General features: G+C 48.5%; 15 protein-coding genes. 9 read left to right on the forward strand and 6 right to left on the reverse strand.

Annotated elements, in window-relative coordinates; all coding sequences use genetic code 11:
- Nucleotides 1–18 precede the first annotated feature (18 nt).
- Together RGU72_RS14870 and RGU72_RS14875 are read left to right on the forward strand one after the other, a co-directional pair.
- Entirely contained in the window at nt 19–1,290 is a 1,272-nt protein-coding gene (locus tag RGU72_RS14870; RefSeq protein WP_322120466.1) for a RimK family alpha-L-glutamate ligase, read from the forward strand.
- 31 nt (nt 1,291–1,321) lie between these two features.
- Complete coding sequence (locus RGU72_RS14875; RefSeq protein ID WP_322120467.1) at nt 1,322–3,073, forward strand: hypothetical protein; 1,752 nt, start codon at nt 1,322–1,324, stop codon at nt 3,071–3,073.
- A gap of 175 nt (nt 3,074–3,248) precedes the next feature.
- Here RGU72_RS14875 and RGU72_RS14880 read toward each other — a convergent pair whose 3' ends face one another.
- From RGU72_RS14880 to RGU72_RS14890, 3 genes are all read right to left on the reverse strand, one after another.
- Nucleotides 3,249–4,187, reverse strand: a complete 939-nt coding sequence (locus tag RGU72_RS14880) for a transglutaminase family protein (protein ID WP_322120468.1) — start codon at nt 4,185–4,187, stop codon at nt 3,249–3,251.
- A complete protein-coding gene (locus RGU72_RS14885; RefSeq protein WP_322120469.1) occupies nt 4,184–6,907 on the reverse strand; it encodes a circularly permuted type 2 ATP-grasp protein in 2,724 nt (907 codons plus the stop codon). Before RGU72_RS14885 ends, RGU72_RS14880 begins: the two co-directional genes overlap by 4 nt.
- Nucleotides 6,908–7,367: 460 nt before the next feature.
- A complete protein-coding gene (locus RGU72_RS14890; protein WP_322120470.1) occupies nt 7,368–10,931 on the reverse strand; it encodes a transglutaminase family protein in 3,564 nt (1,187 codons plus the stop codon).
- Between the two features lie 517 nt (nt 10,932–11,448).
- Between RGU72_RS14890 and RGU72_RS14895 the strand changes: the two genes are divergently transcribed.
- Complete coding sequence (locus RGU72_RS14895; protein ID WP_322120471.1) at nt 11,449–12,618, forward strand: hypothetical protein; 1,170 nt, start codon at nt 11,449–11,451, stop codon at nt 12,616–12,618.
- A gap of 76 nt (nt 12,619–12,694) precedes the next feature.
- On the opposite strand, the gene RGU72_RS14900 is transcribed toward RGU72_RS14895, so the two are convergent.
- Nucleotides 12,695–14,428 (reverse strand): alkaline phosphatase D family protein, encoded by a 1,734-nt coding sequence (locus RGU72_RS14900; RefSeq protein WP_322120472.1) that lies wholly within the window; start codon nt 14,426–14,428, stop codon nt 12,695–12,697.
- A gap of 350 nt (nt 14,429–14,778) precedes the next feature.
- On the opposite strand from RGU72_RS14900, the gene RGU72_RS14905 reads away from it, so the two are divergent.
- Nucleotides 14,779–15,525 carry an acetoacetate decarboxylase gene (locus RGU72_RS14905; RefSeq protein WP_322120473.1) on the forward strand — a complete coding sequence of 249 codons (747 nt, stop codon included), beginning with the start codon at nt 14,779–14,781 and terminating at the stop codon, nt 15,523–15,525.
- Nucleotides 15,526–15,535: 10 nt separating this feature from the next.
- Complete coding sequence (locus RGU72_RS14910) at nt 15,536–16,318, forward strand: 3-hydroxybutyrate dehydrogenase (RefSeq protein WP_322120474.1); 783 nt, start codon at nt 15,536–15,538, stop codon at nt 16,316–16,318.
- 423 nt (nt 16,319–16,741) lie between these two features.
- On the opposite strand, the gene RGU72_RS14915 is transcribed toward RGU72_RS14910, so the two are convergent.
- A complete protein-coding gene (locus tag RGU72_RS14915) occupies nt 16,742–17,764 on the reverse strand; it encodes a MerR family transcriptional regulator (protein WP_322120475.1) in 1,023 nt (340 codons plus the stop codon).
- Between the two features lie 341 nt (nt 17,765–18,105).
- On the opposite strand from RGU72_RS14915, the gene RGU72_RS14920 reads away from it, so the two are divergent.
- The 4 genes from RGU72_RS14920 to RGU72_RS14935 all read left to right on the forward strand — a co-directional run bounded on the left by RGU72_RS14920 (nt 18,106) and on the right by RGU72_RS14935 (nt 21,025).
- Complete coding sequence (locus tag RGU72_RS14920; RefSeq protein WP_322120476.1) at nt 18,106–18,417, forward strand: high-potential iron-sulfur protein; 312 nt, start codon at nt 18,106–18,108, stop codon at nt 18,415–18,417.
- 151 nt (nt 18,418–18,568) lie between these two features.
- Nucleotides 18,569–19,273 (forward strand): SDR family NAD(P)-dependent oxidoreductase, encoded by a 705-nt coding sequence (locus tag RGU72_RS14925; protein WP_322120477.1) that lies wholly within the window; start codon nt 18,569–18,571, stop codon nt 19,271–19,273.
- Between the two features lie 426 nt (nt 19,274–19,699).
- Entirely contained in the window at nt 19,700–20,257 is a 558-nt protein-coding gene (locus RGU72_RS14930; protein ID WP_416200131.1) for a fasciclin domain-containing protein, read from the forward strand.
- 291 nt (nt 20,258–20,548) lie between these two features.
- Nucleotides 20,549–21,025: a hypothetical protein gene (locus RGU72_RS14935; RefSeq protein WP_322120478.1), complete on the forward strand. Its 477-nt coding sequence runs from the start codon at nt 20,549–20,551 to the stop codon at nt 21,023–21,025.
- Between the two features lie 274 nt (nt 21,026–21,299).
- Here the strand turns inward: RGU72_RS14935 and RGU72_RS14940 are convergent, their stop codons facing one another.
- Nucleotides 21,300–21,641: a hypothetical protein gene (locus RGU72_RS14940; RefSeq protein WP_322120479.1), complete on the reverse strand. Its 342-nt coding sequence runs from the start codon at nt 21,639–21,641 to the stop codon at nt 21,300–21,302.
- Nucleotides 21,642–21,892: the final 251 nt, after the last annotated feature.

Here is a 21,892-nt window from a genome sequence, read left to right on the forward strand (position 1 = left end):
TCAGATCAGCGAAAAATTATGACAACTCCCGACACAGACAACGCAGCAAATGGAGCTGGCGCACCGGCGCCACAAGAGGACAGCCAACATACATTTATCGGTCTGGCGCCGCTAATGCGATTAGCGTTTTCTGGCGTGGATTTAAAGCCTTTTGGCGCAGAGCTGATTGAGTATGCGACCAAGCATCCGAATGATGGCAATGTAATGATGGACCTGGCGACTTTGCTGCTCTTGATTGGTCATAGTGAACCAGCATTAGCAACCCAAATGGAGGCGCTAAAAATACAGCAACTGTATTCTGTGCCGACCACGGCTGTTCCAAAAATCCGTTTACTGGCACTGATGGCCGCAGGTGATTTAATGGCGAATACGCCGCTAGAATTTTTATTAGAAAACGCCGATATCGCGCTGGATTTACTCTACGTTGGCGATGGTATCCCTGCCCTGCCCGCCTTGCCTGAGCATGATGTGATGTTTGTCGCCGTGGGTGAGTCGGATGATAACCACGCGCTGTTAGAAGCATTAGAAGATATCGTCCAAGATTGGCCTCGACCTGTGCTGAACATGCCCGGACGGATTGCACATTTGGGGCGCGACAATGCCTGTGCCTTATTACAATCGGCAGACGGCGTTGTGATGCCAACCTCAGTGCGGATAGACCGCAAAACTCTACGTAAGATCGCCAATGAAGAACTGACCATCACCAGTCTGCTGTCCGATGGTGATTTCCCCATTATTGTGCGTCCAGTGGGATCGCATGCCGGTCAGGGCTTAGAAAAAATTACGTCTCCCAGCGCCATCGCCGATTATCTGATGGGCATGCTCAGCGATGAATTTTATATCGCTCGTTTTGTCGATTATCGCAGTGAGGATGGATTTTTTAGAAAATACAGAATCATGCTGATCGATGGTCAACCATTCATTTCTCACATGGGAATTTCTTCTCATTGGATGATCCATTATCTGAATGCAGGTATGGCGGATAGCCCGGAAAAACGGGCGGAAGAAGAACGCTTTATGGCCAGTTTTCAGTTTGATTTTGTGCCGCGTCATCAAGCTGCTTTTAGAGCGATTAGCGAGCGCATAGGTCTGGATTATGTCGGCATTGATTGCGGAGAAACCAGTGACGGACAGTTACTGATTTTTGAAGTGGATAGCGACATGATTGTGCACTCGATGGACCCGGTTGATTTGTATCCGTACAAACAGCCGCAGATGCAAAAATTGTTTACCGCGTTCCGGTCTATGGTTGCTAAAACTGCGGCGCTTGCGCCCCAGCAAAGTTCATGACCATCATGGATGCTAAATGAATACTCAATGAATGATTCCATCTATTGCCATTAAACCCAAGAATCTGGCAGCAGTTGCTGAACAGATTCTTGCACCTGCCAAGTTGCCACCAACCGAGCAACTTTTACGGGATGGCGGCGATGCGCGGATTGCAATCGCAGTGGGGCAAGATGAGGATGGTATGTCCAACAAATATGGCTGCCAATCGTTGCCCAATGATGCACTGCTGGCGTATGGCTCGTCGACTGCGTCGACTATTTCCACCCACGCTTTTGCAGCGGCAAATAGCTTAAGGCAACAACTGCTTGTGGCGTTAAATACTGAAACACCCCAGATTATTTACCAGCATGAACTTGATCGTGTACGGCAAGAATTAAATCACTTATGTGAGCTTGATAAAGTATCCGGTACCGATTTAATCTTTGCCGCTTCGGGCACCGATTTACATTTAATTGCAGCTCAGCTTGTTGCCCAACGAGCGCGGCAGAATAGAGAAACGAATAAAGAAAAGAATAAAGAAAAAAGCGAAGACCTGAGCAAAACAGCATCGCTGCTCGTAATCATGATGGAGGCGGAAGAAACCGGTAGCGGCGTACCGATGGCAGTTGCGGGCAGGCACTTTAGTAGCCGCTCTGCCTTGGGCGAATCGGTCACGGTCGGCACCAGTATTATTGCTAATGCTGTTACCGATGCTGTCGTTGAAACTGATGTTCAGATTGAAGTCGTCACGGTAGCCATCCGCTTGTCCGACGGCACACCGAGAGCCACCGACGAGGTGGATGCCGAGGTTGCGTCCTTCGCCAATAATGCCGTAACGCGCGGTCAACAAGTCTTATTGACCTTGGTTGATGTCACCAAAACCGGAATGATAGCGCCCTCGATTGCCTGCGCGCAGCAACTAAGCCACCGCTTACCTGATACGGTGACGGTGTTAGTGGATGCTTGCCAGTTCAGATTATCGAACGCGAGCTTGCATGGCTATTTGTCACATCATTTTATGGTGGCATTGACCGGCTCTAAATTTTTAACCGGGCCCACATTTTCTGGTGTGCTGATGATCCCACCAGATATCGCACAAAGCTTACGCCGAATCAGCATGCCGCCGGCCTTACAGCCATATTCTTGTCGCGCAGACTGGCCGCAGGATTGGGCAGCGGCAGATGCGTTGGCGCATGTGGCCAACTTTGGATTATTGCTGCGCTGGGAGGCGGCGCTGGAGGAGTTACGCGCATTTCGGGCGGTACCTGAGACAGCGATTGTCCAATTTTTAGAACAGTTCTCAGCGGCATTTGCAGACTATCTGGAGAAGCATCCGGAGCTGCAAAGTGTGCCAGTACCGCGATTGGACAGACAAGCGTTGAACGTTGAAGTAAGCTGGGATCAACAAAAGACTATTTTCCCTTTTTTGCTTTGTGCCTCTGCAACGCCGGATCATCGCGACCATCCAACACCATTGAGTCGGGAACAAACGATGCAGGTATACCGGCTGTTACTACCTGATTTGAGCGGGCGTTCTGATTTGGGATTTGGCGACGCGCCTGGTGGCGAATTTCTTGAAGAATTTGGTAAAGTAGTAGCATTGCGGTGCCAGCTGGGACAACCGGTTTTATGTGGTCAGCGGGCTGGATTACCCGTCAGTGCTTTGCGCCTGTGCGCCAGCGCCAGGTTGATTGTGGAAGCGACAGCCAATCAAGGCCAACAAGCATCACAGGTCATTGCGAAGGCATTGGCGGTTTTAGATAAAACAATCGTATTGATCCAGCATGTCAGCCAGCGGAGTTAAATCAGCTTGATTCAACGTCATTCCCGCCAAACACATAAGATGTACCAATCATATACTCCCCATTATTTTTTATAAATAATGCTGATTGTCCAATGATTACTTGGACGACCCATATATACATCCTACCAGTATAATAAAATATCGAGCTTAATCTGAGCAATGTGCTGAGCGTTCCTTACGCTGGCAAGGCTTCTGCAAATTCTTCGTTGAGCGGTATGACGGTGACATTGACTTGTAGTTCTTGACCGTTACCGCCCAGCACCAGACCGCGCATCGGTGTGACATCGCTAAAATCCCGCCCCCAGCCCAAGGTGATATGTTCGCGCTGAACCAGGCAGTGGTTGGTGGGATCGAAATCAATCCAGCCCAGTCCCGGGCAAAATAAAGATACCCAGGCATGCGATGCGTCGGCACCGATCAGTCTTGCTTGTCCGGCAGGCGGGTGCGTGAGAATGTAGCCACTGATGTAGCGGGCTGGCAAACCCAGACTGCGCAAACAACCGATCATTAAATGCGCAAAATCCTGGCATACGCCACGCCGCCATTCCAGCAATTCTTCTAAGGTTGTGGAGATCTCAGTAGCTTTGTCGTCGAACTCAAAATCGTCAAAAATACGCCGCGTTAAATCCATTGCCGCATCCAGCAATGGCCTGCCCGGGGTAAAACTGACGCGCGCATATTGCGCCAGCAAATCGCCACAACTGATATGCGGCGAGGCATATAAATAGCGGCAAATTTCTAAGGTTGCCGGGCTGCGGACTTGCAGCATCATGTCGCGTAAATGCTCCCACGCCATGGTGCCTCTGATCTGACTAAGATCGCGGCGCGGGCTGAGCGCAACTACAGATTCTGCATGTACCAGCAAGGTTTTATGCGGCACCGTAATTGTCACGTGACGGGTGCCGTTACCAAAATAATCAACACCATCGACCCCGTCATCTTCGCCTGGGTCCATCACGATCTGATGGAACTCTGTCTGTTGGTACGCAAAGTCCCGCGGTGTCATGTGCAAAAACTGCTGAGATAAGGTGACCAGGCTTGGGTAGGTGTAACGGGTCTCATGCACTACACGGTAGCGCACTGGGGCACTATTATTGTCGACTAAAGTATTCATGCTGCTTGGGACTTTGTTTGCTGATCGCCGGTGTAACTAAAAAATTGTGCGCTGATCTGTTCTGATATGGCTTCGCTGGCGATTTTGATGCGATATAAGAGGTCGATCAAATGCGCGTTACCACAATATAAATCCGTCTCTGGCACCAACGCGATTAATTCTTCTCTGATGGGTGCAAACTGTTCCGCACCACAGGGACCATATGTGACGGCTAATTTTCTGAGGCTTTTTAAAATTCCCTCTACCTGGTAAACAATAGAACGCGGATTGCTGTCATCCAGAACTAGCAAATCGAGTACAGGCAACCACTCCGGTTGCGACTGATAGCGGGCGTTGTAGCTGACGGTACTGTCTGACAATTCCAATACCCAGTCGAGATCGCCATTGACATCCATCACCAAGGCGCGTTGCAAAACGATGGTCTGAAATTGTAGGCGCTCCAGACGCCGGCCAACCGACATAAAGCGCCAGCCCAAATCACGGTTCATACCATCGAGGGCGAAACCGACCATGGTCATCGAGGTGGCTGCGGCGTCATCCAGTATGCTCATGACTTCGGCTTGGGATAGAGTTTGTCGAGTTTGTGGTGTCTGCGCTTCGGTACTGGTACGTTGCACCATACGGTTGAGTGCGCGCCAGTTATCGACGGATAAACGTTCACGCAATTTACTGGCGATGTCGTACAGTTGTTGCTGTTGTCGTGCCAAGCCGGTGGCGTTTGGCGAGACCACGCCGAGCAGCATTTCGGCTTCGATCTCAGCATCCGTTAACACCATGTCTGCGGTGGGTTTTAGTACCAGAGTTTGGTTTTGGTTTTGGTTTTGCGTTTGGTTTACATATTGGCTTTGCGACTGACCCTGACCTTGAGATTGGCTTTGTGCCTGACTTTTGTCTTGGTCTTGAGTCAGCGTTTGGCTCAGTGCGTGAACTACTGCGGGGGTGCCTCCCGGCGGCACTTCTTTGACTTTGACTGGCTTGAGATTAATCAGTTGAAACCATGCACACAAGGCTTTCACCGCAGGCCATTCTGCACCGCGATCCTCTAACAAAATATTGAATAAAAAATTCAGCGACACACGCGTCAGTCGAGCCACATTATCGCAACGCTCTGCATTACGACCAAACCAAAATAAGTTCTCGGCCATGCGGCTGGATAAATGTGTATCGTCACGAATCAGATCACGACTAGTGGTAGTGCGCTTTAATAAATGATGGGTATCGATATGGGCATTGGCCTGCACCCAAGTGTCTTTACTACTGCCACCGCGCTGCATGGCAATCACGCGCGCATCGGGGCCAGTTGCCACGCGGGTCAAACCGCCCGGCATGACAACATATCCCTTAGGTGTGGCGCAGGCATAGACCCGCAAGCCGACGGCGCTGGCGCTTAAGCTGTCTGGCGTGCCTAGCTTCCAGACCGGGGCTTGGGATAGTCGTACCAATTCTTGTGCTACATAATTTTTAGGATTGGCGCGCATTTTTGCGATAAATGCGGTCCGCGCTTCACCTTTCAGATCTTGTCCAAAGACAGGGAATTCACGCAACTGCGGGAAGCTCGGTTTGATCACCAGTTGGTCGAGTCTAGTGATGGCTTCTTCCAGCGCAGCAGGTTCACCACACCACCAGGTGGCGACCGATGGCATCTTGAGCGGCGCACCTAATAAATGTTCGCAAAGCGAGGGCAAAAAGCCGAGTAAGGCGCCTGATTCCAGCAAGTTAGAGCCCAAGCTATTGGCGATCAATACATTGCCACGGCGTGCGACTTCCGTGAGTCCGGCCACACCCAAGGCAGAATCGGTACGTAGTTCTAAAGGGTCGCAAAAATCATCATCGACCCGGCGCATAATCACATGCACCCTTTGCATGCCGGACAAAGTTTTAAGCCAGACCATGCCATTGCGCACGGTCAGATCGCTACCTTCTACCAGCGGCAAACCCAGATAGCGCGCCAGATAGGTTTGCTCATAATAAGTTTCGTTATACGGCCCCGGTGTGAGCAGCACAATCAGTGGCGGTTCGCTGTCGCGCAGAGGTGCAGCATTTGGGGTGTTGGCGGCGCACTGGCGTCCCCAATGGGCGAGACTGTCGCGCATGGTGCTAAAAAATCCTGCCAGATTTTGTACTTTCAGGTCCCGCAATAAATCAGGGAAAACCCGCGCCATCACGGCACGATTTTCTAAAGCATAACCGGCACCGGATGGCGCCTGGGTTCGGTCGCCCACCACCCACCAGCGGCCATTCGGCGCGCGGGCAATATCCACTGCATAAAAATGCAACGCAACGCCATCTCGATGACGCATGCCATGGCAAGGTCGTAAAAATCCGGCATGGCCATGAATTAATGCTGGCGGCAATAAACCTTGAGCGAGCAATTTTTGGTCGCCGTACACATCCAACAAAATGCGGTTGAGTAAAGTGGCGCGCTGGATAATTCCGGCCTCAATCCCGGCCCATTCGTCTTGCGGCAGTATCAGCGGAAGTGCGTTTAAGTCCCAAGGGCGTTGCATGCCTTTGGCATCGGCATAGACGTTGTAAGTGACACCGTTTTCGCGTACCTGACGCTGCACTGTTTCGATGCGCTGACGCATCATATCGGGCGGCTCTGCCGATAAACTATCCAGCAAAATTCGCCAATGCGCGCGCGGCTGGTGGGTACTATCCAGCATTTCATCAAAACTACCTTGTGCTACAGGATAGTTCGCAAGCAGTTGACTCGACATAAGACTAATGATTTCTTTCAGAGATCAAGCGCAGACGGTATTGATCTGTGCTTCCTTATTACTAAATTGCTTAATTACTGAATTACTTAGCTACTTAAATTACCTATTTGCTGATTTTGGCGAACGCTACTCACCATCTACCATCTGCAACGCATTCATTTTTTTGAATACGGGAGAACAAAAGTTGAGATGCCGGGGGCGCTGAAAATTACCTCTAAATTCTGCACGTAGCAATATACCCCCCCCAATTTTATTCAAAATGACCATATAGACCAATGATTACCTGGACAACTAAATATACTTACTATCAGTATTTAATTTAACTTTAGTCCAGGTTAACAAGTGCAGAAACATATTATGTTGTTGTTCGCCCTGATATCTTGTTTATTCCCTGCACTATTCAGCCAAGTCGGAGAACGTAGATTCGCTCTACTCTCTCCGACAGCGCTCCGGCTAGCCCTTAGTATACCTGCCAACGTAAATCCAGCGTCATTGGGAAGCTAGGATTGAGATCTTCTTTGTGGACAAACATCGGTCCCGGTGTATGCCCGTGCGACCAAAACCGCGCAAAACGGCGTGCCTCTGCGGCATTGGCATTCACCGGCGAACTGGATTCGCTGCGACCACCGGGGTGCGATACATGATAAGTACAGCCACCAATCGCACGACCGCTCCAGGTATCCACCAGATCAAACGTCAGCGGCGCCTGAATTTTGATTGTGGGATGCAATGCCGACCAAGGGCTCCAGGCACGGAAGCGGACGCCTGCAACGTATTCGCCCGGGATACCGGTCGGATGCAGCGGCAACATGCGACCGTTACAGGCAATCGTATGACGCCTAGCCGTTAAGCCGCGAACTAATAACTGCATCCGTTCGACGGAAGAATCTACATAACGAGCAGTGCCGCCGCCGGTCATTTCCTCGCCCAGCACATTCCAAGGCTCAATTGCCTGACGCAATTCCATCTCGACACCTTCGTACACCACGGTACCAAAACGCGGGAAGCGAAATTCAATAAACGGATCAAACCAATGCTCTTCAAACGCATAACCGGAAGCGCGCAAATCCTTCACGACATCACGGATGTCCTGCGCCACAAAATGCGGCAGCATCCAGCGATCATGCAAAGACGTTCCCCAATGAACCAGCTTGGCTTGATAAGGCTGACGCCAAAAACGTGCGACCAGTGCGCGCAGCAGCAGCATTTGTAGCAGGCTCATGCGCTCGTGCGGCGGCATTTCAAACGCGCGGAATTCGACCAAGCCTAAACGGCCGGTGGGACCATCGGGCGAATACAGTTTGTCGATAGAAAATTCGGAGCGATGCGTATTCCCGGTCAAATCCACCAGCAAATTACGCAGCAAGCGATCGACCATCCAAGGCTTATCGCCCGGATGCATGGTCGGCAGTACCTGATCCATTTGCTGGAAGGCGATTGCCAGCTCATACAAGTTGTCGTCACGCGCTTCATCCACCCGAGGCGCCTGACTGGTCGGACCGATAAACGTACCTGAAAATAAATACGACAAGGCAGGATGATTTTGCCAGTAGGTGATTAAACTCTTCAACAAATCTGGCCGACGCAACATCGGACTGTCTTCTGGGGTGGCACCGCCAAGCGTGGCGTGATTGCCACCGCCAGTGCCGGTGTGGCGACCATCGACCATAAATTTTTCTGTACCCAAACGCGTCAGACGCGCTTCTTGGTACAGCGTAGACATGTTGTAGACCAGCTCATTCCAGCTTGCGGCCGGATGAATATTGACTTCAATCACACCCGGATCGGGCGTCACGCTGAGTAATTTGATACGAGGGTCGCGTGGCGGCGGATAACCTTCAATCCAGAGTTTTAACTTCAGCTTGGCGGCGGTGTATTCGACCACATTGACCAAGGCCAGATAATCTTCTATCCGCTTTACCGGCGGCATAAAAATATGCAAACGGCCGTCACGTACCTGCACGCATAAAGCGGTGTGGATGACATCACGCGGCTCTGTCACAGATTTGTTTAAGCTCGCCGCTGGCGAAACTGGTTTGGCGGGTGTAGAAGAAGTGGCAGGAGATTTCCCCATTAAAGCAGCGACGGCGGCCGGCGTTGCTCCCGCCGAGGTTGCAGCCGCTACCACTGCGGCATGTGCTGCCATCGCGGCTGTCAGCGGTGCCGGGCTGGCACCGCTCGCGGCTGTTTTAGTTGAAGAAACAATTGTTGGCACTGATGGAGCAGGCTTGGTTTTGTCAGCAGCAACACTGGCATTTGTTGCACTATTAGCACCGTTGATGGTCACTGGTTTGTCGTCTTTGGCAGAAGGCAAAGGCGTGCGCGGGGAGAATGGATCTACATCAAATTCATGGATTTCTTTTTCTGGCTGCACCCAAGGTAATGCATTCAGCGGCAGGCGCAAACCCATCGGAGAATCACCATCGATCAGATATAAATGTTCGCGCTTAATTGGCCACGGCGAGGTACGCCAGGCAACCCCCAAAGAGATGCTCGGATCGGTGTCTTTTGGCTTTAGTGGCAATACATAACCAACCACCTCGCCAAGGCCGTGCTCCAGCAAACGCGCTAAGCGCCGACGTTCTTCTGGCGCTTTTAAATCAGCTTTCAGCGGATCTAAATTGACGGGCAAACCCTGTTCGCGCTGCGCCTGTTGCATCACATCTTCGTAGGCTGGGATCTGGCTACCCTCTGGCAGTGACAGCGCTTTAACCAGCGCCGTCATAAACAGATATGCTTCGGCATTGGTATACCCATCGGCTTTTTTCTCATCCGAGAATAAGCTGGCGTCCAGCCACATCGGCTGACCGTCAATCCGCCAATAAATATTTAAAGCCCAGCGCGGTAAAGGCTCACCCGGATACCATTTTCCCTGACCGTAGTGCAGCATGCCGCCAGGCGCGAAATGGTTTTTTAGCCTGTGCATCAGCTCGCCGGCCAATTCCCGTTTTTTATCACCATGCGCCAGCGTATTCCACTGAGCACCATCCATATCATCAATCGAGACAAAGGTTGGCTCGCCGCCTTGCGTCAGCCGTACATCTTGTCGTTTTAAATCTGCATCGACTTGCTGGCCGATCAGATCAATCGCCTTCCAGTCGGCGTCGGAATACGGCTTGGTCACGCGCGGATCTTCATGGATGCGGGTAATCGTCATCTCATGGTGGAAAGTCACTTCGGCCTTATCGGTAAAGCCCGTCACTGGTGCCGCAGAAGAGGGCAACGCCGTACACGCCAATGGAATATGCCCTTCACTGGCCAGCATGCCGGAGGTCGGATCTAAACCAATCCAGCCGGCACCCGGGATATACACTTCCGCCCACGCATGTAAATCGGTGAAATCGACGGTGGTACCGCTAGGGCCATCTAATGCCTCCTGATCAGCGGTAAGCTGGATTAAATAGCCCGATACAAAGCGCGCCGCTAAACCCATCTGACGCAAAATTTGCACCAATAACCAACCACTGTCACGGCAAGAACCGGAGCGATTGGTTAAGGTTTCTTCCGGCGTCTGTACGCCTGGCTCCATCCTGAGCAAATATCCGATATCGCCTTGCAAACGCTGATTGATGGCAACCAGAAAATCATTGGTCAGCAAATCTTTTTTCAGAATCGCAGTACGTGCGTCCTCCACCCATTTGGTCTGCAATTCACCCGGTTTTTCGGTCAGCAAATAAGGGCTAAGTTCTGCGCTCAATTGCGCAGGGTAGCTAAAAGGAAAATGCTCGGCGTATTTCTCCACAAAAAAGTCAAAAGGATTAATCACCGTCATATCGGCAACCAGATCGACAGTAAATTCCAGCACATCCGATTTTTCAGGAAAAACAAACCGACCGATGTAATTACCGTAGGGGTCTTGCTGCCAGTTGATGAAATGCTGTTCCGGCGCGACGGTCAGTGAGTAAGACAAAATTGGCGTACGTGCGTGAGGCGCTGGACGCAGGCGCACCTCATGCGGAGAAAGAGCAACCAGGCGGTCATAACGGTAGCTGGTTTTGTGATGCAATGCGACACGGATAGCCATTCGATATTGCCTTTCGATAAAGGTTAAAACAGCGCTAGAAAGCTGCGCCAAAACGCGTCAAAGTCGTTCTGTTTTCATAAAAGCAGGATTCATGCCCATATAAAACACGATAAAACTTAAAAAGGCTGCCTGTTTAACCCAGATTTTCCACTGGATCGCCAAATACACATTTGCCGCGATCCCAAAGGACAATCAAGCTTAAATTTGAATGATACGCCAGCGATGTGTCATTGGCACGACTGACGAGCGTTGCTCTAAAGCATGTGGCGGATAAAATACATGAAAAGAAACTTTTTGATAGCTTTTCAGCACTAACAGGTAGAGCACTAATCAAAAAAATGGGGAAGACATTATTTTTTGAACGGTGCACCTAGTTGCGTTTCTACGAAGTGATCGCGGTTCAATGGAAAATCTCGTTCAAATACGTGTATTTTCCAACGCCAGAATACGATATGCTTTAAATGAATCGAACAAGTTTATTCGGCAAAAATTTATACGACTTCTACCCTTATTCATCATGCGCCCTTTCCCATATAGGTTTTATTTATTATCCGCACTAACTTGCGTTGTTAGTGGCTGCGGCGGTGGCGGCTCTGCTACTACATCCGGATCTACTTCTGCTGTGGCTCCGGCGATACCGTTTTCTGTACCTGCGACGCTGGCTCAAAAAATGGGAAAGCCAACACAATTTTTGGTTGGGCTTGGCTCGGGCATGTCGACCACAGATATCAAAGCACAGTCAATCACACCCGATATTTATGATCAGTATTTGGTTGGCGTCGGTAATACCGCATGGCCTAGCTGGAATGTGCCTAGCGGTGCATATGTCGGTATCACGGCAACTAATGCAAAAAATATTGGTGCTGTGCCGATGTTTACTTTGTATCAGATGGCACAAAATGGAGATGGCAATTTATCTGGTTTGACGGATGCCAACTTTATGACGAAATATTGGGCGCAGACAAAATTACTGTTTACTGAATTAAAGAAATTTGATGGTCCAGCCTTGGTCAATTTAGAGCCCGATTTTTGGGGTTATGTGCAAAGCCAGGCGCCTGGTGGCGACCCGACCAAACTCTCGGCACAAGTGACAATTATGTCTGAATGCTCTGCACTGACAAATGACGCTGTTGGTATTGCTGGCTGCATGTTAACGCTTGCGCGTCTATATGCGCCAAAGGCGTTGGTCGGTTTTCCGGTATCGATCTTTGGTCGTAAAGAAGCGGATGTAGCGCAATTTATGACTAAGATAGGTGCAGCAAAAGCAGATTTCATTGTGGAACAAACGATAGACCGTGATGCGGGTTGCTATGAGGTGTTGCCATCGCCAAGCGAGTGCAATCATTCAACTGCGGCACTGTATTGGGACGAGTCGAATTTGACCTCGCCCAACTTCCATGACTACCTGAGTGGAGTCTCGATTATCCAGCAAGGTATCGGCGGCTTACCTGTGTTGTGGTGGCAAATGCCGATGGGCGTGCCTTCGGCTACACCTGGCGGTACGCCTGGGCATTACCGCGATAATCGTGTGCATTACATACTGACTCACCCGGCAGAATTTACCAAAGTTGGCGGCGTTGGTGTTGTATTTAGTGCAGGTGCTCCCAATCAGACGACGATCCTTACCGATGGCGGACAATTCCAGAATTTGTGGAAAGCGTATATCAAAACGCCGGCAGCGCTTTAGCTTTTAGATCGGCTAATCAGTGCAGGTGAAACAGCGTTGCTGCCACCTGCACTATTATACAATTTAAGCTGCCGTATTAACCCGCATAAGTCAGAGTATCGGTCGATGTAGTGTAAGTCGAGCTAGTGACCGAACTGACGTAAATATAATCCCCTTTTGCCACGTTCTGATTGACGGTAATCAACATATAACCACGGCGTGAGGTATCAATATAGTTGATGTCATCGACCAGCGCTTTGATCGTACCAGCCAAGGTGGCTGGCGGCACTACTGCTGGCGGGAAAACGCCCTCAAATCCTGATGAAGTCACCGACATCCCGGCAAACTCTGCGCCGACTTGCGTGCCATCCGGCAAAGTTAATTTATTAAACCAAGCGTTGTGACTATCGCCGGATAACACCAAAAACTTCTTATTCGCTGCTTTGAGTTTGTTGGCAGACGTGAACAGTGCATCGCGGGCGTTGGGATAGCCTTCCCAATTATCAAAATTGTAGGAAATTTTTGGATTTTTACTCAAATCCAGCAAATCCTTTTGCGCTTGAGTTTGCAATGCAACTGGCGTCGCTTTTGCTGTCAAATAAGCCGTCACAGATGCTGCACTCAGATTCGTCGACAGCACAGATGCGGGCAATTGAATACGGCCCATCACCGTTTGATTGCCCAGCACTTGCCAAGTCGCTTTGGATGCAGTCATTTGGGTGTCCAACCAAGCTTGCTGAGTTGCACCCATCAACTGCTTATTCTTGTTGAAGGCATACGGCAAAAACGCCGGATCAGCGATGTCACGACCAGATGCATCATTAGTTCGGTCTGGCTGGTGCTCACGACCGATGATGCGGGTATCCAGCATATGTAGCGACAATAAATTACCAAAATCAAATGAGCGATAGATCTTTAACAAATTGGTCGGATCCGGTGTACGGATGGGCATCCATTCGTGATAAACCTGGCTCGCTACAGCTTTGCGCGCCGCCCATGGTCCTTGCGTGACTGGGTCATGATTTTCTGCGCCATCCATATACGCGTTATTGGCAAACTCGTGGTCATCCCAAATCGCAATCATAGGCATGCGGGCATGCAGTGCTTTGACATACGGATCGGCTTTATGTAAGGCATGACGGGCACGATAATCGGCGAGGGTGACGACCTCATTCGCAGGTGCAGAAATACGCGCCGTAACCGCAGTGGCAGCCGGTGGATAAACGCCATCTTTGTATTCGTAAATATAGTCGCCTAGGTGCAAAGAAAATTGCGCGCCAGATGAGATTGCGGAGTCATACGCATTGAAATAACCGGCAGGATAATCACTGCAAGAGAATACGGCTAGCTTGACTTCTGACACGTTCCCGACAGGCAAAGTGCGGGTACGCCCAACTGCCGATACGCTGTTATTGGCGGCGATAAAACGGTAATAATATTCTGTGTTAGGGCTGAGTCCGGTCGCATCAACTTTTGCGGTAAAGCCCGTATCTTTTGTCGTGGTTGTTTTACCGGAAGAAACGATGGTAGAAAACGTCGCATCCGTCGCCACTTGCCATTGCAAATCCACCGATGCGTCGGTAGATACTTTTGCATAGGTCCATAAAATTACCCGGTCAGATAACGGATCGCCGCTGGCAATGCCGTAGTTGAATGATGCCTGCTCTAAATTAACATCCGCATTAGAGCCGCCGCAAGCAGTCAATACACCGCCAGAGGCGACTACTGCTGCGACGGATGACATTTTAATGACGAAGCCACGACGGCTCAGATTTTTTGGTGACTCTGTGTTTTGTATAAGCGCGTCTTGCGTTGGCTCGTTGGTTTTCATCTTGGGTATCTCCTCAAAGGAGGCCGATTTTATTCACCGCTTATGTCAACGGTATGACGTCCAATACAAATTATGCCCAAACTGAGCATCCACTCTATAAGTAACATTTGTAAAATTAATGAACTGGATAATATGTGCTCTGTCGTACAGATGTAGCATATGAAATCAGCTTATAGTGATGTCTTCAGTTGGTAGACAGGCTTGATAAATAGCCGCCAATTTGGTTAACGATTTGGCCGACAATTCTGCTGACGAATTAGCTAAATCCTCTATAGGTTTTGTACTCAGTTTTGTACTAATTTTTGTAACAGCGTACGCTCTCTTCACTTACCACATCAAGGATTACGTTTATGACCGAAGATGAAATCCGTCGCAATGCGTTTGCGATGCCATATAGCAATTCTGCTTTCCCGCCTGGACCGTATCGCTTTACTGACCGCGAATTTTTAATCATCACCTATCGGACTGATCCCGAGCTTTTACAAAAAGTGATTCCGGCGCCGCTAAAGATGACGGAACCTATCGTCAAATTTGAATTTATCAACATGCCAGACTCCACTGGCTTTGGTCATTATTGTGAATCTGGACAAGTCATCCCCGTCACGCTGGACGGTGTGGAAGGCGGCTACGTTCACAGCATGTATCTCAATGATCATCCTCCGATTGCGGCTGGCCGCGAGTTGTGGGGCTTTCCAAAAAAACTGGGCGAACCAGAATTAAAAGTCCATAAAGATACGCTGGTCGGCACGCTGGATTACAGTGATGTTCGTGTTGCAACCGGTACGATGGGATTTAAGCACACCAAACTGGATGTGGAGGCGGTCAAAAAATCGATGGCAGCGCCCAGCTTTTTGCTTAAAATTATTCCCCACGTGGACGGCACACCTCGCATCTGCGAACTGGTGCAATATAGCTTGACCGATATCATCATCAAAGGCGCTTGGGGCGGACCCGGCGCATTAGATTTAAGTCCGCATGCACTGGCGCCAGTGGCAGCGCTGCCAGTGCTGGAAATACTATCTGCTGTCCATATTCTGGCCGACCTGACGCTGCCGTATGGCACCGTCGCGTACGACTATTTGCAACAATCCAAATAAGGGAAATCTCATGTTACTCAAAGATAAAGTCGCTCTGATCACTGGCGCTGCCAGCGGTATCGGTAAAGAAATCGCCATGGAATACGCTAAGCAAGGCGCGAAGATTGTAATCGCCGATATGGCATTGGATGCCGCCACCGCGACCGCCAAAGAAATCGAACAAGCAGGCGGTACTGCAATGGCCGTGGCGATGAACGTCACTGACGAAGCGCAAGTGGACAAAGGCGTAGCAGATGCTGTCGCCGCTTATGGCAGCGTGGATATCTTGATCAGCAATGCGGGTATACAAATCATCAGCCCTATCGTAGATCTGAGTTTGGATAATTGGAAGAAACTGATCGCTATTCATCTTGATGGCGCTTTCCTCACCACCCGCGCTTGCATGCGCGCGATGATCGCCAGCGGTAAAGGTGGCTCAGTCATTTATATGGGCTCGGTCCACTCGCACGAGGCGTCACCGTTGAAAGCACCTTACGTTGCGGCTAAACATGGTCTGGTTGGTCTGGCAAAAGTCGTTGCTAAAGAAGGTGCGAAAAATAACATCCGCGCCAATGTCATTTGCCCGGGATTTGTACGCACGCCATTGGTCGATAAACAAATTCCAGAACAAGCCAAAGAACTGGGCATTACCGAGGAAGAAGTGATTAAAAACGTGATGCTGAAAGAAACCGTCGATGGCGAATTTACAACGGTACAAGACGTTGCACAAACCGCGATATTCCTCGCCGCATTTGGTTCCAATGCGCTGACAGGTCAATCCATTACCGTCAGCCACGGCTGGCATATGCAATAACTGGTTTGATCACTCGTTCATGTAGATGAACTGAGCGCATCCAGGATTGAATCTTAGATTAACTAATTGATCGACTAATTGATCGACTAATTGATCGACCAAGTAGTAGCCTGAATTATTAGCTGAATGGCTGGACTTATTTTTAGATTTTTTGCAGATTGATTGAAGGGAATCTGTCTGCGAAATTTCTTTAAATAAGTCCAACATTTAGTCTGGGCTTCAACTGATAAATCAACATACTTACCTATAGTATATTTTAATCGTCCAATTATTCTCTGGACAATCGGCTTATTTAAATAAAAATATCGGGGAGTATATTTTTTCTGCAAGAATATTTAAATGTGCTACGCCCGTTTTTCAACGTTAGTAAAACTTTACGCAAAAGCGACGCTGCACCTAATAGCTCACCGCTCAATTCAATACTCAACTCACAGTCTCTTCCGTCACCCTTTTCATGCTCGGCGGCAATTCCAAACCCTCCGCAATTGCCACTCTTACTAAGGCATTTTCTAAAATCGCTCTGGCGTGTCCGGCAGTTTGTTGCAGATCACGATGTAGAGCGGCATCATCGGCATTGCGGTTGGCGCACTCGGCGCTGTAACGCTCAAAGCTGCCCAAACTGGTGACCAGCTCAACTAAATGACGTGGGCATTCGCAGTACACCAAGTTGGTCGCATTGGCCAACTCAGATAAGGCATGCTCGTCGAATCTTGGAGGTGGCGGGTCACCCAGTTCATTCGCCGGAGCGACGATTTTTTCCTCCGTCTGCGGCAATTTCAGTAGAGCGCGGCAAAGCGATTCAATCTCAATCGCGTCTGAAGGTGCGCGTGCGACTTCATGCCCGACCGACCGCAGGCGCCGGATCACCGCGCTCGGTGCAAAACGGTATAAAACGATCGCCTGGCTGGCACCAAACATTTTCTTGATACCCGCTACCGTGTCGAAAGTCGCCTCATTTAACAGCGGCAACTCAATCACGATGACATCCGCTCGCACGTTCTGCAAATTGGTGGTGGCATCGACTACATTGACGGCGCGTCCCACAACTCTGAGCGCGTTATCCGATAAGGTTTCTTCAAACCGACGAGATGACACCAGTGGACCGATCAATCCAACCCGCAACTCACGGGCAAGCTCACCAGCGAGTCGTGGCGGCGCTTCTAATGTTCTGGCGGCACTACGCATCGCGATCAAAGCATCGGTCGGTAGTGCAGCAATGGAACCGATTGAGTGCCCCATATCAACCAGTTGCTTGATCAAAGTGAGGCGTTTAATTTCTGTTGACGAATACAAACGCTGACCACGTTCACTCAGACGCGGACCAACCACGCTGTAGCGGCGCTCCCACACCCGCAAGGTTTCAACCGGCACACCAGCCAAACGAGCCGCTATACCGCTGCGGTAAGTCGCCGCATGTGGGTCATTCATATTATTTTCGGACGCCATAATTTTCCCAGTTCACGTTGAATCTAACTTCAGACAAATACACAGTAAATACTGCAATTGACACATCAATGAACCGATATTATCACAGTATATCGATTCAAGTTCTGGACATAAATCGGATAACAGCCTAAATTAGTAATACAAACCCAGTTCAATAAAATAGAAGTTTTTATCTCCGACTGGTAACACGGTGCAACGTAACGCTCACTTGAATTATTTTTTGATGATAAATTAGCGCATCAATTGATTGCTCATACTTAGCTTGCTGCCTCATTTATCGACTGTTCAATTGATTGATTTACTCAGTTATACACTTTTAGTCCCTTTTTAAAGGAAATACTATGACAACCCGCCGGCAGTTCATATTTACCACCATCCCTTCCACTGCAATTTTGTTAGGCACTGCAAATATTGCGTCAGCTCAAGCAGTCCATTTGGAAGAAAGCGATCCTATCGCGACCGCACTCGGTTACAAAAACGATGCGAGTAAAATCGATGCCAAAAAATATCCCAATAAAGTCGCCAACAGCAATTGCGCTGGCTGCCAATTATTCCAAGGTAAAAGTACCGATGCGTGGGCTGTGTGCGGTGCAGTCGGTGGCAAGCAGGTAAATGCCAAAGGCTGGTGCAGTGCATGGAATAAAAAAGCCTGATTAAGCCAAGTGACGATAATCACTGACATGTGACATTAATGCGTTCGGGGATCAAGGTTTTACCAATTTTGATCTCCGAACGTTGATTTCTGAATGTTGATTTCTGAACGTTGATCAGATCAACGAAAAAAGTCACTACAGACCCAAAATAATGATGAATTCATTTCCACAAGACAGCGTTTGTGTGGTGATTGGTGCGACCGGCGGCATTGGCAGCGCACTCCTGTCTGCATTAGAAAACAACGGCACTTTTAAAACAGTTATTGGCCTTAGCCGTAGCAGTTTTCCTGCACTAAATTTACTGGAAGAATCTTCGATTGCAAGCTGCGCGGAATACATCGCAAGCGTTGGCGTACCGCGCTTAATTATTGATGCAACAGGACTCTTGCAACGCGATGGAATGCAACCAGAAAAAAGCTGGCGACAACTAGATCCTGCACACATGATGGAATCATTTGCAATCAATGCGATTGGTCCCGCTTTGTTGATGAAGCACATACTCCCTCTACTGCCGCGCGAAGGCAAATCGGTATTCGCCACGTTGTCAGCCAAGGTCGGTAGCATTGGCGATAATCACTTAGGTGGCTGGTATAGTTATCGCGCCTCTAAAGCTGCTTTAAATCAACTCGTGCACACCGCGGCGATAGAATTAAATCGACGCCAGCCCGAAGCAATTTGCGTCGCGCTGCATCCGGGCACGGTACAAACATCTTTGTCATCGCCATTCAGTAAAACGGGGCTGGAGGTGCAAACGCCTTCCACCGCGGCGACACGTCTGCTCACAGTAATTGATCAACTTATGCCAGAAAATTCTGGGCAGTTTTTAGACTATCGCGGTGATTTTTTACCCTGGTAAAACTGAGAAATTTTTATCAAAAATAGGCTAAAAAAATGCACTTAGATTTTGTTTTTACGAATATATTTTTCTCAGCTAATTAAGGACAACTAGCGCTCAAATATCATCACAAATTTACGCTCTTTTAATTGAGATTAATTTCAGTTAATTCAATATACTCCCTATCAATTTTATAAAAAACCCTTCACTGTCCAAATAATACGTGGACAATTAATATATACTCTCTACTAGTATATCCATCAATAGATAGGAAATTCAAATGGATATTTTCTATCTTCAATAAAAAAACGACTGATTTTTATTAGAGTAACGATGCCGTTTTTTATAGAGTTAAATCACTTATTTTTTTATTTCTTGAATCCGATTGATCCTTGCTCGCGTAAATGATTAGGCAATCATGCACAAGTAATTCTTCAGGAGATAGACATGCGTAAATTTAGCCCAGCAATTCTGTTCGTAGCATCCATGATGACGTTCGGTGCCAGCTATGCTGCTGACATGACCGTGATGGTCGGTGGTCAAAGTATGCTTCCAAGTAAAGACATCGTTGACAATGCCGTCAACTCCGCAGATCACACAACATTAGTCGCGGCTGTCAAAGCAGCCGGCCTGGTCGATACACTGAAAAGCAAAGGTCCTTTCACCGTATTTGCACCAACCAATGCAGCCTTCGCCAAACTACCGGCAGGCACAGTAGAAACATTGGTCAAGCCAGAGAACAAAGCAACACTGACAAAAATTTTGACCTACCATGTGGTGCCAGGTAAGTATGATTTTATGGCGCTCGAACGCGAGATCACCAAGCAGTCCGGTAAAGCAACTTTGCCAACGGCAAGCGGTGGTAAATTGATGTTCACCATGAACGGAAAACACAATATTGCAGTCATGGATGAAAGCGGCAACACAGCCAATATCAGCACGTATGACGTGTATCAATCTAATGGCGTAATCAATGTGATTGATACAGTTTTAATGCCAAAATAATTGGTCAAATGCTGCGCTGATTTTTGACGCATTTGTTATTAATTTAGAGATCCTAGTAGTCGAATTTATTGCTTAGCGACTACTATGTTGCTCTCCTATGGTGTGTAGCGCGAACCATTCGCAGTACACACCATTTGCATTTTTATTGCGCGTCTCTTGTACAAATGCATCTAGGACTGAACTTTATGCAGTCTATTCATCTAACATAACAGAAGCAGCAATCGTTATTAGGTCAACGGATGTGTTTGGGTAACGTTGTATAGATATTGCCGCAAGGCGTATGAGGTAGAAATGATGAAAAAATTTATACTAGCGATGTCAGTAACGTCCATCATCGCAGCAACCGGATCTGCGTTTGCTGCGGACATCGGCGTCTCCATCAACATCGCGCAGCCAGGTATGTACGGTCGCATTGATATAGGCAGCGTACCAGGCCCACAAGTCGTTTACAGCAGGCCAACAGTGATCTATGCAGCACCCGTAGGTGTCGTTAGAGAACCAATGTACTTATACGTACCACCTGGACATCAAAAAAATTGGCGTAAATATTGCGGCAACTATAATGCCTGCGGCCAGCCAGTCTATTTTGTGCAAGAACGTTGGTACCGCGATGTCTATGTGCCGCGCTACAGAGAACATGAACACGGAAGAGACTACCGCGATGATCGCAGAGACTTTGATAGGGATCATGACCGGGGTCACGGCAAAGGCAGAGATGACGATCATGGCCGAGGAGATGACCATGGCAGAGGTCATAAAGATAATTAATTTGAAATTAATTTAAATTTGATTTGATATCGCTGGTCGGACAATTAAATATAATTGTCCGACTTTTTATTGTGCGAATTGCAGGCATTAAAAATCCCCCACGGCACTCAACATGCGATGAGGGATTTTTAATTAATCAGACAAGTTAGACTGAACACATATCTGAAATGAACTAAACCTGAAACGAACCGGCCGGGCTTACGTAAAATTGCTCTGAGAAGAAGATCAACTTAGGATGCATGACGCCGCTGGGACGTCTTTGCGTAAGCCCTGATTAAAAAACTTCAGCAAGCTCTTTCGTGACGGATGCTAACTGGAACGCCTTTAAGGCTTTCAACGCATCAGGTACGGCTTTGATGACTTGATTACCGTTGATCAGTTCAGAGATGTGGTGCTCCAGCGCCGCTGTATCTCTGTCAAGCTTGAAATGAGCTGGTCTGTCGGTTTGCATGATGCTCCAGCGCGCAACTGGTGCGTTACCAGTTTTATTTAACAGGGAGCGATCTGTGAGCCATTTTTCAAATGATCGTGTCGATAAATTTGCATCGATCCAAACCAGATTGTTGGATGACGCTGTATTTTGTCCAGAAGAGCGGATTAATAATTCGTAGATCATTTGTAAGTACTCCCTATTTATCGGAGCATTTCTGTTACAGAAATGTCTTATCCTCGTAGCTAAAAGCGTTTATCTCCCCATCTTGGTTGACAAGAATTTGGATTTTTTTTGGAATTCTCTGTAAAAACCCATTTTTTATGTAGTTTTGGCCTTGATTTAAACTTTTTTTGCAATTTTATTTGGTAATAAAATGTTATTTATGTAAATAGCAGTCTAAATAATATAAATATATAAATAAAAAATCCGGCGTT

It is taken from the genome of Undibacterium sp. 5I1, from assembly GCF_034314085.1.
Lineage (GTDB): Bacteria > Pseudomonadota > Gammaproteobacteria > Burkholderiales > Burkholderiaceae_D > Undibacterium.

What these genes read in the sequence shown, in the direction of transcription:
- RGU72_RS14870 (WP_322120466.1), top strand. Translation starts at nt 19, where the DNA reads ATGACAACTCCCGACACAGACAACGCAGCAAATGGAGCTGGCGCACCG.
- RGU72_RS14875 (WP_322120467.1), top strand. Translation starts at nt 1,322, where the DNA reads ATGATTCCATCTATTGCCATTAAACCCAAGAATCTGGCAGCAGTTGCT.
- RGU72_RS14880 (WP_322120468.1), bottom strand. Translation starts at nt 4,187, where the DNA reads ATGAATACTTTAGTCGACAATAATAGTGCCCCAGTGCGCTACCGTGTA.
- RGU72_RS14885 (WP_322120469.1), bottom strand. Translation starts at nt 6,907, where the DNA reads ATGTCGAGTCAACTGCTTGCGAACTATCCTGTAGCACAAGGTAGTTTT.
- RGU72_RS14890 (WP_322120470.1), bottom strand. Translation starts at nt 10,931, where the DNA reads ATGGCTATCCGTGTCGCATTGCATCACAAAACCAGCTACCGTTATGAC.
- RGU72_RS14895 (WP_322120471.1), top strand. Translation starts at nt 11,449, where the DNA reads ATGCGCCCTTTCCCATATAGGTTTTATTTATTATCCGCACTAACTTGC.
- RGU72_RS14900 (WP_322120472.1), bottom strand. Translation starts at nt 14,428, where the DNA reads ATGAAAACCAACGAGCCAACGCAAGACGCGCTTATACAAAACACAGAG.
- RGU72_RS14905 (WP_322120473.1), top strand. Translation starts at nt 14,779, where the DNA reads ATGACCGAAGATGAAATCCGTCGCAATGCGTTTGCGATGCCATATAGC.
- RGU72_RS14910 (WP_322120474.1), top strand. Translation starts at nt 15,536, where the DNA reads ATGTTACTCAAAGATAAAGTCGCTCTGATCACTGGCGCTGCCAGCGGT.
- RGU72_RS14915 (WP_322120475.1), bottom strand. Translation starts at nt 17,764, where the DNA reads ATGGCGTCCGAAAATAATATGAATGACCCACATGCGGCGACTTACCGC.
- RGU72_RS14920 (WP_322120476.1), top strand. Translation starts at nt 18,106, where the DNA reads ATGACAACCCGCCGGCAGTTCATATTTACCACCATCCCTTCCACTGCA.
- RGU72_RS14925 (WP_322120477.1), top strand. Translation starts at nt 18,569, where the DNA reads ATGATGAATTCATTTCCACAAGACAGCGTTTGTGTGGTGATTGGTGCG.
- RGU72_RS14930 (WP_416200131.1), top strand. Translation starts at nt 19,700, where the DNA reads ATGCGTAAATTTAGCCCAGCAATTCTGTTCGTAGCATCCATGATGACG.
- RGU72_RS14935 (WP_322120478.1), top strand. Translation starts at nt 20,549, where the DNA reads ATGATGAAAAAATTTATACTAGCGATGTCAGTAACGTCCATCATCGCA.
- RGU72_RS14940 (WP_322120479.1), bottom strand. Translation starts at nt 21,641, where the DNA reads ATGATCTACGAATTATTAATCCGCTCTTCTGGACAAAATACAGCGTCA.